Genomic DNA, 12,651 nt, shown 5'->3' on the forward strand with positions numbered 1-12,651 from the left:
TCCGGGTGGCGGGCATCACCGTGGCGGGGGCCGTGGCCACGGGGCGCGAGGCGGGGGTGTCCCGGCTCATGAAGGGCGAGGTCTTCGGCGATGAGGACTGGCGCGCCTTCGCCGAGGCCTCGCGCGCGGTGAACGAGGAGCTGCTGCGCCTGTCGGAGCGGGAGGCCGCGAACGGGGCGAAGCTCCTCCTCTGGTCCGAGGGGAACGCGGTGGTGCTGACCGGGGAGCTGGACGCGCTCATCGCCCGGGGGAGCGCGCTGGCGCGTGAGCGGGGCGTGTGGCTCGGCATGTCGGTGGCGAGCTTCACGCCCGAGGTGGAGCGGATGCTGCGCAACGAGCTCATCCTGGTGGGGCCGGATGGCGCGGTGGCGTGGCGCTACGTGAAGTCCCGGCCGGTGCCGGGGTGGGAGGCGGAGCACTCCATCCCAGGCAGCGCGGCGCCGGCGGTGAGCCAGGCTCCCGGCGTGGGAGTCCTGGGGGGCGCCATCTGCTTCGACGGAGACTTCCCGGGAGTGTTCGCCAGCACCGCGGAGCAAGGGCTCGAGCTGCTCCTGCTGCCGTCGAGCGACTGGGAGGGCATCAGCCCGCTGCACACGCGGCAGGCGGTGTTCCGCGCGGTGGAGCAGGGCTTCAGCATGGTGCGGCAGGTGAACCAGGGGCTGTCCGTGGCGGTGGACGGCTATGGACGCGTGTATGGCGAACTGGACCACTTCACGGCGCAGGAGCGGGTGCTGCGCGCGGAGCTGCCGGTGGGCCGGGTGTCCACGCTCTACGCGCGCATCGGAGACTCGGTGGGGCTGCTCTCCGGGCTGGTCGCGCTGGGCTGGGTGCTCGGGGCCTCCGTCCAGGGGCTGGTCGCGCGGCGACGAAACCCCGGGAAGGCCACGGAAGCGCGGGTCGCGCCCTGAAGCACAGTCCCTGGTTCGGGGACCAGGCGGGGCGGACCTGCGACGATTCGCCCATCGTGCTGCTGGAGTGAAGGAGCCCGGCGCGGGCGGTGACGGACGCCACCGCCCGCTTCGGTCCTTCAGGGACTACTGGACGGTGTACGCCACCGTGCCGCTGCAGCTCCCGCTGCTGTAGCAGCCGGCGCGGAGCTGGTAGGTGCCCGCCGTCGTGGCCTTGAAGCTCGCGTAGGACAGCGTGCCGCAGGCGTCGTCGTTCGAGACCACCTGGGTGGCTCCGTTGTACAGGCGCAGGTACGTGTCACCCGTGCCGGAGGCGCCCGGCACCGTGCAGGTGCCGAACTTGAGGGTCTGCCCGGCGGCCAGGGTGACGTTGTGGTTGACGGTGTTCTGGTTGGCGCTGTTGGTGTTGGTGGCGGTGAAGGTGAACGTCACCGGCGTCGGGGGCGGCGGGTAGCCCGCGCACAGGCGCGTGCTGGTCGCCACGCCGCAGTACTCGTCGATGGCCGGCCGGACGTAGGTGATGTCCTCGCCGCGGCAGCCCGTCTCCGTGCAGGTGTTGACGACGTTGCAGCTCCCGTTGGTCTTGTAGTCGGTCTCGCCGCGCACCAGGATGCCGGCCACCGTGTAGCCGTTGTTCTCGTACACGCCCGAGCCCGAGTTGCCGCCGAACGTGTCCGTGGTGCCCACGAAGTAGTCCAGCGTGCCCGCGCGCGCGTCACGCACCTTGCCTCCCGAGTCGATCTTGAAGGGGATGCCGCTGCCCGAGCCGATGACCGTCACGTTGGTGCCCACGGGCAGCGCGGCGTTGCCCGCGCGAATGGGGGCGGGCGTGAAGCGCGGGGTGGCCGGCCGGTCCAGCCGGACGACGGCGAAGTCCAGGTTGCGACCGCCCACCGTGGCCTGCTGGCGCGCGACAATCGCCTGGCAGGAGAAGATGTCCGCGGTCGTCACCGTCTGCATCGTGCCGGCGGCGGTGCGGTAGAAGTTGAAGACGAAGCGCGTGCTGGTGCAGGCCGACGCGCTGGTGATGCAGTGGCCCGCCGTGAGCACCAGGTCATCGTCGATGAGCGTGCCGGAGCAGAAGGCCGGGGTCAGGTCGTCCAGGAAGCGCTCGGAGGTGCAGAGGTTGTTCGCGGAGCGCAGCGTGGACGCGTTGAAGGTGACGCTGTTGGGGTTGGTCGCGTTGAAGTCCGAAGGGTTCATCAGCGCGACGGTGGACTGCTGAGCGCGGGCGCGCAGCGTGGCGTTCGCGTGCGCGTACACATCCGTGCGGTTGTCAGTCCCGTAGACGACAGGCTGCTTCTCCGTGCCCAGGGGAGCGTTGTCGGTGGGCTCGGTCTCGGGCGCCGGACCACAGGCCACGAGGGAAAGGGTACACAGCAGCGTGCCGAGCAACGTCCTACGGCCGGAAGTCCGGTGGATTCGCATGTGCTGAACGCTCCTTGAGGGTGAGGAACGCATGCTCGCCCCAACCATGCGCTCTCCGCAAAGTTTCATTAACCAGGATTGGTGGTGGAGCAGGAAATCCCGACAGGGGTGAGCGGCGGCTCAGTTACACCCCTGGCTCGACAGCCAGTTCACGCCGCGGGTCCGCTCGGTCGTGCCGTTCGTCCCGCCGCCGTCCGTGTTGGAGAAGGACATGGACACGGCGCTCCCCGTGGACTGGTTGGAGATCTGCATCGTCAGGTTGTTGGGGATGAGCGCGGTGGAGTTCGGGTAGTTCGCTCCGATGGAGTAGCGCAACCGGCCGCTGGGCAGGCTCCCGCACCTGGCCATCGCGTTCTCGAGCTGCAACCAGTTGCCACGGTTGAAGTTGGCATCCTGAGGCACCAGGTTCGCCCGCCCTCCCCAGCCCCCGAGCTGTGAGCCGATGAGGTGTCCTCCGTCGTAGTCGTTGCTGGGGTTCTCCGCGTCTCCCCACTGGCCCACGTTCGTCTGACAGGAGTCGACGCGCGGCGCGGCGGTGATCCGCGGCAGATCCTTGTACGCCCGGTTCGGCCGGCCCACGCTGTCGATGAAGTAGAACTCGCCGTCGAAGCTGTGCCACTTGTTCCGGTCAGTCGACGGGAAGAGCTTCGGGCAGTCGCTGATCAAGGCCGCGGTGACGTCCCCGTGGGCGACGTACCCGACGCCGTAGGGCGTCAGCGCCTGCCGGATCTCCTCCTCCGTGTGGCTCTCGAAGAAGTCCATGAGGCCGCTCGGACCACCGAAGTCCTGCTCGAGCTGAGAGGTGACGTCTTCTCCGCCCAGGTCCGTGACGCCGCAACCGCCGAGCAACAGACCCAACACCACCGCGACTGAGAGCTTGTTCAGGGTGCGCATTCTTCCGGCTCCTTTTTGGCGGCCTTGATTACCAAGAAACCAAGAAAAGACGAAAGAAAGGCGGTAGGCGCTTTGTAAGATTTCTACAACAGTCCTGCAGCAGTCTGTTTCAGCCGCGAACGCGTGGGCTGGACGGCAATGACCAACCCGAGGACACCGGTTTTAGCCAGACAGCGCGCTGCCTGTAGCGAAGGGCTCCTGTGTGCGTTTGATTTCCAGCCAGACCTTTACGAAGAACTTCTTCTGTGGAATCCGGACGCCCTGGACGCTCGCGAGCGACGAGGTCTGGCTGCGCACACGTCGCCTGGGAGGATGTCACATCCCGCTGGGGACCGGTGTCTTCAGGTCGAACGAACCGATGCTGACACCCGGAGAAGACATGACCTCGACCAGGATTCCCCCGAAGGAGCTCACCGGACTTTACGGTGCAGTGGTGAAGATGTTCGCCAGGAGGACGTTCGGCCAGGTTCCCAGGTCACTGGGGGTGATGTGGCACCACCTGCCGGTGCTCAAAGCCAGCATGGGCTTCGGGCAGAAGCTCCAGAAGTGGGACCAGTGCGACGAGGGCCTGAAGTCATATGCGCACATGGCGGTGGCTTCGCTGGTGGGCTGCTCGTTCTGCCTCGACTTCAACTATTTCATGGCCCACAACCATGGGTTGGACGTGGACAAGGCGCGGGAGATCCCGCGGTGGCGGGTGTCAGGCGTGTTCACCCCGCTTGAACGGGAGGTGCTGGAGTATGCAGAGGCGATGAGCCAGACGCCCCCCACTGTGACCGACGAGAGGGTCGCGAGCCTGATGAGGCAACTCGGTGCCGCGGCGCTCATCGAGCTCACCACCGTGATTGGCTTCGCCAACCTGACGACCCGCTCCAACACCGCCCTGGGCATCGAGTCGGAGGGCTTCGCCGCCTCGTGCGGGCTCAAGCCGATGGCCCCGCCGGGCGCGCGGCTGGGGGAGGCGACCGCGTCATGACGGCCTCCATGCGCCCGCCGTCTCCGGAGGACCTCTTCGCCACCCACCGCAGCCTGCTCTTCACGGTCGCGTACGAGATGCTCGGCTCCGCGGCCGACGCCGAGGACGTCGTGCAGGAGGCCTGGCTGCGGTGGGCGGACATGGGTGACGCAGGCCGGGCCGAGGTGCGCGACCCGCGCCTCTACCTGGTCCGGATCATCACCCGGCAGGCGCTCAACCGGCTGCGCACGCTCGCCCGCCGCAAGGAGGATTACATTGGCGAGTGGCTGCCCGAGCCGCTGCTGACCAGCCCCAACGTCGCCGAGGACGCCGAGCTCGCGGAGAGCGTCTCGATCGCGATGCTCACGGTGCTGGAGACCCTCACCCCCGCCGAGCGGGTGGTGTTCGTGCTCGGGGAGGTCTTCGACATGCCGTACGACGAGATCGCCCCGGTGCTCGACAAGACGCCCGCCGCCGTCCGGCAGATTGCCCACCGGGCGCGAGAGCACGTCGCGGCACGTCGGCCCCGGATGCAGGTCGGCCGGGCGGAGCAGCAGGCTGTCCTGGCGCGCTTCCTGGCCGCGGTCAACTCCGGTGACCTGCAGGGCCTGCTCCAGGTGCTCGCCCCGGACGTGGTGCTGGTCGCCGACGGCGGCGGCGTGGCGGCGGCGGTCCGGAACCCGATTGTTGGCGGCGACCGCGTGGCCAGGCTTCTGTCCAGCTTCTCCACACGCGCGCCTGGCGCCCGCATCTCGACGGTATGGATCAACGGTGCGCCCGCGCTCCGGGTTGATGCCGCCGGCGATTTCGACACAGCGATCAGCATCGTCGTCGAGAGCGGCCGGGTCACCCGGATCTATGCCATGCGCAACCCGCACAAGATGGGCCGGCTCGACGAGCAGGTGCCGCTGAGCCGGTAGCGGGAGTCTGGGGAGCGGGTCCCCGGGGTGGATGACGGCAAGGCCTGCACCCGGAGCGACTCATGCCAGTCGGGCACCTGCACGGGCGCGGAACCCATTGTCTGTGGTGCGAGCGATACCTGCCATGCGGAGGGCACGTGCAATCCCTCCACGGGCACGTGCTCGGGCCCGGTTTTCGACGATGGCACTCCGTGCTCCGGTGGCACGGGTGTCCACGCTCTACGCGCGCATCGGAGACTCGGGGGGGCGGCCACCTCCACAGCCGCCCTTCAGCTCAACTTGTCCCCCAGTTGCCCAAGAAGTCGCCCATGGTGAGTTGCACGCCTTGGTTGCGCAAGATGCCGTAGGCGGTGCTCACGTGATAGAAGAAATGGGGGATCGCGAATGCGATCAGGAACTGGCTGCCTTTGGAGCGCATCGAACCACGGCGGTGCTCGATCACGATCTCTCGATCGAAGCCGGCTTCGAGGTCGCCATGCGCGATCTCTCGGAGATACGCGATCGTCGCATCGAGGCGCTGGTGCAGATCCGCAAAGCTCCTTGCATCGTTCGCGGCCGGCACCGATGGCGCACCCAGCAACTGCGCGATCGCCAACCTGGCTCCCTCCGCGGCCCAGTGGACTTGAGCGGCGAGCGTGTACATGTGCAGGTCAGCCGGCGAGCCACCCGCAGCGCCACGCACGAGCTCTTCCGTGGCGAGTCGCGCATCCAGCAACGCCGCTTCACCCCTGCCACTGGCAGCGGCATGGTCTTCGGCCTTCTTCAACTGCGCTTTCAAGTTGGTCAATCCGCGGACGAACACGCCCGCAGAAAAATCGTAGGCATTCAAAGACATGGCGTCCTTTCGGGCAGGTCCGCCTTGACGGAATACAGCTGACCCCGGGAAACCAGCTCCAGGCGGAGTGAGGGATTGCGCAATCCCTCACGGCCATGTCCGGGTTGAGTTTCGGGCGCGCTCAGCTCTCGGCGGTGGACTCGGACGCCTGCGGTTCCTCGCAGACGGGTGCCGTGTCGCCGGACGCCTCCATCTCCTCGCTCACGGAGGCCTGCTGTTCGCTGGGGGCGCGGCAGTAGTCGATGCAGAGTTGCTCGTCGCCGCAGGTGATGGTGGAGGCGCCGACGGTACAACGGAAGTCGCAGGGCGTCGTGCAGCTACAGGCGACCTGGCACTTCACTGCGGCGGCCGGCAGCGGCACGAGGGCCAAGAGAGAGGCGGAGGCGAGCAGCGACTTGAGCACGGTACGCATGGACAGCTCCCTTCGGTGGACTGCTGCGTCAGTCTCAGGGGATTGTGCTTCGAGGTAAATACGTACTTCCGCGTAATGTGCGCCGGCGCCTGCTCACGTCAGGTGTCCAGTCCCGGTTCCCGGCGTTGGCGGACATGACAGGACAAGGAACGGCTCGGACGCTACCAATGGGTGGTGGTCTGATTTCAACGACGAGAAGACGCCGTTGGTGAAGCCCCACCTTGGTCCGCCATCAGGTGGAGGGGAAACCATCGTCACTGCCGGCCGAACCGTCCGCATCGCGGCAGACGAAGCGTGAGCGTATGTCGACCATGACGCCGGCCATCGTCATGGCACCTGACACAAGTGCGGACAACAGGACTGCTTCTCCGGCACTGAAATTGGTCACTTCGAGGTCAGCTTCCAGCAGCCTCGCGGCCCGTGACCGCTCCGCCGCAGGAGCGCATCTCTACCTGGCCTCGGCACGGCGGTGATGCATCGCTATCGCGCCGGACGCGAAGCGCTTCGTGGAGAGGAGCTCGAGGCGCCGCGGGGACGCGAGGCCCTGGAACAGAGTCGGCCCGTGGCCGGCGAGAACCGGGTGGAGGACGATGCGATACTCGTCGATGAGTCCCAGCCGCTCTAGCGCGGCCCCGAGCGTGGGGCTGCCCACGAGGATGCCGCTCGGGGTCTTCTCCTTGAGCTGCGCCACGGCCTCGTGCAGATCCCCCGTGAGGCGGACGGTGTTGTTCCACGGGAAGTCGCGGCGCGACGACGACACGACGTACTTCGGCTTGGCGTCCAGCTTCCGCGCCCATTCCCGCATCGCCTGCGGCGCCTTCTCGTCGCGCGCGACCGCCGGCCAGGCGCTCTCCATCATTTCGTAAGTAACGCGCCCCCACAGCATCGCTCCGGCGGCGTCCATGAGCTGCGTGAAGTGGTCGTGCAGCTCGTCGTCCGCGATCCCCTCGCGGTGGTCGCAGCACCCGTCCAAGGTCACGTTGAGTGCGAAGGTCAAGAGCCCCATGTGGCTCCTCCATGCTGGTGGTAGGGTTAAAACCAGTTGCAAGTTACAAGTGGTAGGCTTGCCGTGCAAGACGAGAATTCGCCCCGGCATGACCGACCCGCACCGCTCTGGCTGCCCCATCAACCTCACGCTCGAGGCGCCGGGCGACAAATGGAGCCTCATCGTCGTCCGCGACATCATGTTCGGCGGTCGTCGGCGCTTCCGGGAGCTGCTCGCCGGGGCGGAGTGGAGTGCGGAGTGCTGGCGCACGGCTTCGCGCGGGTGCGCTGCGAGGGTTGCAAGGACGTCCTCTTCACCTTCCGCTGGCCGGAGCACGATCGCGGGGAAGGGCGCGATTTCACGGTGCAGAGCCGCTGAGGCGGGCGTGTTAGCGTTCCGCGCGATGAGCGGGCAAAAAGGGACGATCGTCGAACTCAATCCCATCGACGCCCTTGGGTGGATCGAGCTCGACGAAGGCGGGCGGGTGCGCTTCGGCGGCACCGCGCTCAAGGGCTTCGCCGTGAACCCCTCGGTCGGCACCCGGGTCGAGGTGCACGGCACCGCGCCGGGCTACAAGGGCGTGCCCAAGGCGGTGCTGGTGACGCCGCTCGTTGTCGCGCCCGCGGACACCGAGGAGTCCAGGGCCGAGCCGAGCCGCGCGCAGAAGACGACCCCATGGCCGACCTTCGTGCGCGAGCACCCGCGCTGGAGCGACGCCGCCGAGACCTGCGTGCCCTGCGCGCGCAAGGCGCCTCGCCCCGAGCTCCCTGAGCACCCGCTGTTCGCGCCCTGGCGCCGCGCGCTCCACGAGACCGCGCCAACCTGCGTCGATTTGAAGGTGCCGCATTACCTGAAGCCTGAGAGCTTCAATCCCAGCCCCGGTGATTGCTTCGCGCACGGCTCCGTCGCCTGGCTCGACGAGCCGCGCTGGCCGAGCTGCGGCGTCTGCGATCGCCCGCTGGAGATGTGCGTCCAGATCGCGCCGGCCGTGCTCGTGGACTTCCTCCCCGGCGGCCGCGGCCTCGCCGCGCTCTTCTGCTTTCACTGCGGCGTCTCGAAGAACAGCGATCCGCGCGTCGCGTACGTGCGCCTGGTGGAGCCGAGGCACCGCGTGACCGGCCCCGAGGCGTGGCAATCGGCGTCGAGTGGCTGGCGGAGCGAGAGTCAGCGGGTGACGCCGGCCTCCCCGGCCACCGAGCTACCACCGGCGAGCTGGTACCGCTTTCGCTCGGAGGTCACGCCGGAGACCGCGTCGAGCGCCCTCTTCGGCTTCGATGCGCCCGCTCTCGACGGGCCGTTCCCCGAGGGCTTCGAGCCGGATCAGCTCGAGGTGGTCGGCGAGGAGTACGACGACTGGCTCGCGCAGCAGCGCGGCGGCGCGCGCTGGGGCGGAGCTCGCCTCGGCGGCGTGGCGCGCTGGGACCAGGCCGACGCGACGCCGAGCTGCGTGCACGGCGAGATGCTGCACCTGCTCGACTACGAGGGCGGGCAGTTCCTCGACGGGGCGCTGCACGTGTTCTCGTGTCGCGAGCGGGGCTGCGAGCTGGCGTTCGTCGCGGAGTTCTGAGGCGCCTGCGCTCGACCGTCACTTGCTCCCTCAAGCGGGGGCGGAGCCGGGGCATCTCCCGCTCCAGCCTGTCCAGTCCCTCCGGCATCTTCACCTGCTTTCGAGCCCCGGGTCCGAGAGGGCATGTCAGACCGGTGAGATGCAATCTCCTCGGCGGGGGCGAGCGGCTCTGGAGAAGGCGGACCCCTCTGACCCGCAGCGCCACGACATGAAACCTTGGAGGCTTGGGACTTGGAAACCCCTGGACGCAGATTCGGAAGCGCCGTGGTCATCGGCGGCAGCATGGCGGGGCTCCTGAGCGCGCGGGTGCTCGCGGACCACTTCGACAAGGTGACGCTGGTGGAGCGGGATGTCCGGGTGGAGGGGCCCGCCGCGCGCAAGGGTGTTCCGCAAGGGCCGCACATCCACGTGCTGTTGGACACGGGCCGGCGCATCCTCGACAAGTACTTCCCGGACCTGTTCGAGCAGCTCCAGGTCCAGGGCGGCGAGTTCATCGACTCGAGTGGAGACCTCGCCTGGCACCACTTCGGGGTGTGGAAGCTGCGCCGCACCAGCGGTATCCCCGGGCTGCTGTGCACCCGGCCCCTGCTCGAGTGGAACGTCCTGCGCCGGGTGAAGGCGCGGCCCAATGTCGCGGTGCGCGAGGGCTGCTCCATCGAAGGGCTCATCTGCGACGAGAAGGGCACGGGGCGCATCACGGGCGTCCGGGTCAAGACACCCCAGGGCGAGGAGTCGTGGGAGGCGGACCTCGTCGTGGATGCCAGTGGCCGGGGCTCGCGGATGCCTCAGTGGTTGGAAGCCATCGGCTACGCGCGCCCGGAGGAAGAGCAGGTCATCGTGGACCTTTCCTACACGACGTGCCTGCACGAGCCGCCGCCCCACTTCCAGAAGGAATGGAAGGCGCTCTTCCTCTATCCAAGTCCTCCCAAGGCCTGGCGCGCGGGTTTCATCTCACACGTGGAGGGAGGCCGGTGGCTCGTCACCCTCAATGGCTACTTCGGGGAGCACGCGCCCACCGAGTACGCGGGGTTCCTCGAGTACGCGCGCTCACTGACGCGTCCGGACCTGTACGACTATTTGAAAGAGGCCACGCCGATAGGGCCCATCTCCCAGCACAAGGTGAAGGACTGCCGGTGGCGGCACTACGAGAAGCTGCCCCGCTTTCCCGAGGGGCTGGTCATCCTGGGAGACGCCGCGTGTGCCTTCAACCCCCTCTACGGGCAAGGCATGTCGGTGGCGGGGCTTGGCGCCGAACTGCTGGACACCTGCCTTCGCGAGCAAGCCGAACGAGGCGCGCTGTCGGGCCTGGCGCAGCGCTTCCGCGAGCGGCTGCCTGAAGTCATCCGGCTCCCGTGGCTGTTGGGCACGGGCATGGACCTGCTGTACCCGCAGGCCGCCGGGAAGCGGCCCTTCGGGCTGGGCTTGCTGCACTGGTACCTCCTGCGGCTGATGGAGCGCACGTCGACCGACGCACACGTCCATCGCCAGTTCTACCGGATACTGCACCTGCACGCGGGGCTGGAGGCGGTTCTCCAGCCCTCCGTGGCCTTGCCCGTGTTGGGCCATGGCGTCATGTCGCTCCTCCGCCCTCTCGAGCGGCTGGCGAATACCGAGACACGGCCTCCCCCGCTCACGCCCCCGCGTCCAAGCCCTGTCCCGGTCCAGAAGTCCACGGGGTAGCCGCCGCGGCCCGGGCCCTTGAGGTGATCACCGCGGGAATGGCGACGAGGAGGGTTCCAATGCCTCCCGAACTGGCTTCGGCCATCTGCTGGAAGGCGGTGACGATGCCCCTGGTGGTGCCCAGCAGGCCCAAGAAGGGCGCGGTAGAGGCCACGGTGGCCAGCTGGCTCCGGCCGCGCTTGAGGCTCTGTACCTAACGCCGGGATCAGTTGAGTTGAAGGAAGTAGAGGCAGTGGCGAAACCAAGCCGCGAGCTTTGCGAGTGGAGTGGCCGCGCATAACTGCCTCACCATCCGTGCCAGGTCCTTAATGGCCCGAGGCGCAAGGCGACGAAGCTGCCACTTCAAGTCCGCCCACCACAGCTCGAAGGGATTGAAGTCGGGGCTATAGGTGGGCAGGTACACCACGCAGGCACCAACGGCTTCGACCGCTTGGCGCACACCGGCCACTTTGTGAGCACCCAGGTTATCCATCAGCACGACGTCGCCTGGATGGAGCCAGGGGCAAAGCCGCTGGCGGACGAAGCGCACGAAGAAGCGGCCATTGATGGCTCCTCGGTGAGTCATCAACTTGGGCCGGGAGCCCACGCGGATGGCTCCCACGAGGGTCAGGGTCGTCCAGCGCCCCCCAGGGCGCACGCCTCGGGCACGTTGCCCCACCGGCGCCCAGCAGTACTCGCGTGCCATAGCGGTATTGCAGAAGGACTCGTCAAGGAAGACGAGCCGCCGCACGTCCACGACGCTCAGGAGCGCAGCGAGGACACGCCTGCGCCAGAGGTTTTGCGGCGCGTCGCGCTCGCAGGCGGTGAGGGACTTTTTTGTGTGAGAAGCCCAGTCTATGCAGAGCCCTTTGCATGGCGGGACGGCTGGTGACGATGCCCGAGCGGGCCGTCAACTCGGCCATCAGCTTACGCACCGTCGCGTCCGGCTTCTGCGCCACCAGCCGCTTGATCTCGGTGGCCACCTTGCCCCGGATGGGAGAGAACCTGCCGCCGCCTTTGGGCCGTGGCACGACGTCCCCTGTTTCCCGGTACAGCCGCAGGACGCGGCTGACCGTCGCCTCGCCAATTCCCAGCAGGTGCGCAATCTGCGCATACGACAAGCCCTCGTCGTGGAAGGCCCGCACGATGGCCCGTCGCAGCTTCTCCGGGGTGGGATGTCCTTCGCTCATCCCCGGAGAAGATCAAGCCTCGACGATCGCGTCAAACGAGCCCTGGGTTAGCCGGAATCACCTCTCGCAGCGCGTGAGTGGCCGCTCATAGCAATAGAAGTCCGTGGAACCGAAATGCTCGGTTCCGTCGGCCGACCAGAAGATGATCTCACGACCTGTGCGCTCCGCACGCACGGAGGCATATCCTCCGCACCCATCGACGAATGCGAGGAACCGGGCGACGGGCTCCGCCCGCGTGTCTGCGTTGATCTGGAGCCCAATCAGCTCGCCATCGCGGCCCGGTAGGCTCGTCTTGATCCACGCCTTCCTGGCGTAGGTTCCGATGTCGCCGATGACGTCCTCGTCGGCCGCGTGCCTCAGCCACTCGTCTAGCCGGGCGATTGCATCAGCCCACGGGTAGGTGTCCTCGCGCAGGAATACGCCGCCTCTGCGTTCTGCGTCGTATCGAACAGGGTGCTTCGAGGCATGCGCCTGCAACACCTCGGCGGTCTGACGTCGCCGTGCCTTCGCCTCCATTTCCTGCCAGTACTCCGTGAAGGCCGCGCGCTGCTCAGCGGTGAGGTCCCCGGAGTCGAGCTCGATCTCCTCCTCCAACTCCGCGGCGAACCGCTCGTAGGCGATCTCTAGACAGCGCCCGGCCGGGTTAAATGCGGTGTTCGCCGCGCCCTCAAGAAGACCGGGCTCCGCCAGGAGGAACAGCTCAGAACGTCCTTTCAAGCGAGCGACGAACGGCATCGGGGGGCCTCCATGTGGGGCGGAACGAAGGATGCGGGCAGGGCGCGGCTAGTGGAGTGTCCACGAAGTGCGTAGACATAGTCACGAAGTGCTGCCATCTCGCGGAGCCGACCGCAGGGCATCGGTCCCTCCGTGACCATGCCCAATCACTTCGTGGACACTC

13 protein-coding genes and 2 pseudogenes are annotated in these 12,651 nt (G+C 67.7%); 6 read left to right on the forward strand and 9 right to left on the reverse strand.

Going from position 1 to position 12,651, the window contains the following annotated elements; genetic code table 11:
* On the forward strand, positions 1-908 hold a 908-nt coding region (locus tag D7W81_RS19760), incomplete at its 5' end, for a nitrilase-related carbon-nitrogen hydrolase (protein ID WP_279637822.1).
* Positions 909-1,034: 126 nt separating this feature from the next.
* Here the strand turns inward: D7W81_RS19760 and D7W81_RS19765 are convergent.
* The gene (locus D7W81_RS19765) at positions 1,035-2,336 is read right to left on the reverse strand and encodes a trypsin-like serine peptidase (protein ID WP_120556937.1); all 1,302 of its coding nucleotides are present in this window, start codon (positions 2,334-2,336) and stop codon (positions 1,035-1,037) included.
* Between the two features lie 120 nt (positions 2,337-2,456).
* The gene (locus tag D7W81_RS19770; RefSeq protein ID WP_120556938.1) at positions 2,457-3,230 is read right to left on the reverse strand and encodes a DNA/RNA non-specific endonuclease; all 774 of its coding nucleotides are present in this window, start codon (positions 3,228-3,230) and stop codon (positions 2,457-2,459) included.
* Positions 3,231-3,432: 202 nt separating this feature from the next.
* Here D7W81_RS19770 and D7W81_RS43540 point away from each other — a divergent pair.
* The 3 genes and pseudogenes from D7W81_RS43540 to D7W81_RS19780 form a co-directional block, all read left to right on the forward strand.
* Positions 3,433-3,531, forward strand: a pseudogene (locus D7W81_RS43540) (SdpI family protein); the annotation flags it as partial.
* A gap of 78 nt (positions 3,532-3,609) precedes the next feature.
* The gene (locus D7W81_RS19775) at positions 3,610-4,206 is read left to right on the forward strand and encodes a carboxymuconolactone decarboxylase family protein (RefSeq protein ID WP_147445556.1); all 597 of its coding nucleotides are present in this window, start codon (positions 3,610-3,612) and stop codon (positions 4,204-4,206) included.
* Entirely contained in the window at positions 4,203-5,105 is a 903-nt protein-coding gene (locus D7W81_RS19780; RefSeq protein ID WP_208721378.1) for an RNA polymerase sigma-70 factor, read from the forward strand. The genes D7W81_RS19775 and D7W81_RS19780 overlap by 4 nt, the downstream gene beginning before the upstream one ends.
* Before the next feature lie 274 nt (positions 5,106-5,379).
* Here the strand turns inward: D7W81_RS19780 and D7W81_RS19785 are convergent, their stop codons facing one another.
* The 3 genes from D7W81_RS19785 to D7W81_RS19795 form a co-directional block, all read right to left on the reverse strand.
* On the reverse strand, positions 5,380-5,940 hold the full coding sequence (locus D7W81_RS19785) for a DUF1993 domain-containing protein (protein WP_120556940.1): 561 nt from the start codon (positions 5,938-5,940) through the stop codon (positions 5,380-5,382).
* A gap of 121 nt (positions 5,941-6,061) precedes the next feature.
* Positions 6,062-6,352: a hypothetical protein gene (locus D7W81_RS19790; RefSeq protein ID WP_120556941.1), complete on the reverse strand. Its 291-nt coding sequence runs from the start codon at positions 6,350-6,352 to the stop codon at positions 6,062-6,064.
* Between the two features lie 448 nt (positions 6,353-6,800).
* On the reverse strand, positions 6,801-7,358 hold the full coding sequence (locus tag D7W81_RS19795) for a dihydrofolate reductase family protein (RefSeq protein ID WP_120556942.1): 558 nt from the start codon (positions 7,356-7,358) through the stop codon (positions 6,801-6,803).
* 88 nt (positions 7,359-7,446) lie between these two features.
* On the opposite strand from D7W81_RS19795, the gene D7W81_RS43545 reads away from it, so the two are divergent.
* Complete coding sequence (locus D7W81_RS43545) at positions 7,447-8,904, forward strand: winged helix-turn-helix transcriptional regulator (RefSeq protein ID WP_244227303.1); 1,458 nt, start codon at positions 7,447-7,449, stop codon at positions 8,902-8,904.
* Positions 8,905-9,135: 231 nt separating this feature from the next.
* A complete protein-coding gene (locus tag D7W81_RS19805; protein ID WP_120556943.1) occupies positions 9,136-10,584 on the forward strand; it encodes an FAD-dependent oxidoreductase in 1,449 nt (482 codons plus the stop codon).
* Here the strand turns inward: D7W81_RS19805 and D7W81_RS44600 are convergent.
* The 4 genes and pseudogenes from D7W81_RS44600 to D7W81_RS19825 form a co-directional block, all read right to left on the reverse strand.
* Positions 10,535-10,777, reverse strand: a pseudogene (locus D7W81_RS44600) (MotA/TolQ/ExbB proton channel family protein); the annotation flags it as partial. The gene D7W81_RS19805 and the pseudogene D7W81_RS44600 sit on opposite strands and share 50 nt — an antisense overlap.
* Before the next feature lie 12 nt (positions 10,778-10,789).
* A complete protein-coding gene (locus tag D7W81_RS19815) occupies positions 10,790-11,269 on the reverse strand; it encodes an IS630 family transposase (RefSeq protein WP_244227305.1) in 480 nt (159 codons plus the stop codon).
* 22 nt (positions 11,270-11,291) lie between these two features.
* Entirely contained in the window at positions 11,292-11,753 is a 462-nt protein-coding gene (locus D7W81_RS19820; RefSeq protein ID WP_120556945.1) for a helix-turn-helix domain-containing protein, read from the reverse strand.
* A gap of 57 nt (positions 11,754-11,810) precedes the next feature.
* A complete protein-coding gene (locus D7W81_RS19825; protein WP_120556946.1) occupies positions 11,811-12,488 on the reverse strand; it encodes a hypothetical protein in 678 nt (225 codons plus the stop codon).
* Positions 12,489-12,651 lie beyond the last annotated feature (163 nt).

Origin of the sequence: Corallococcus aberystwythensis (assembly GCF_003612165.1) — a bacterium.
GTDB classification, from domain to species: Bacteria; Myxococcota; Myxococcia; order Myxococcales; family Myxococcaceae; genus Corallococcus; species Corallococcus aberystwythensis.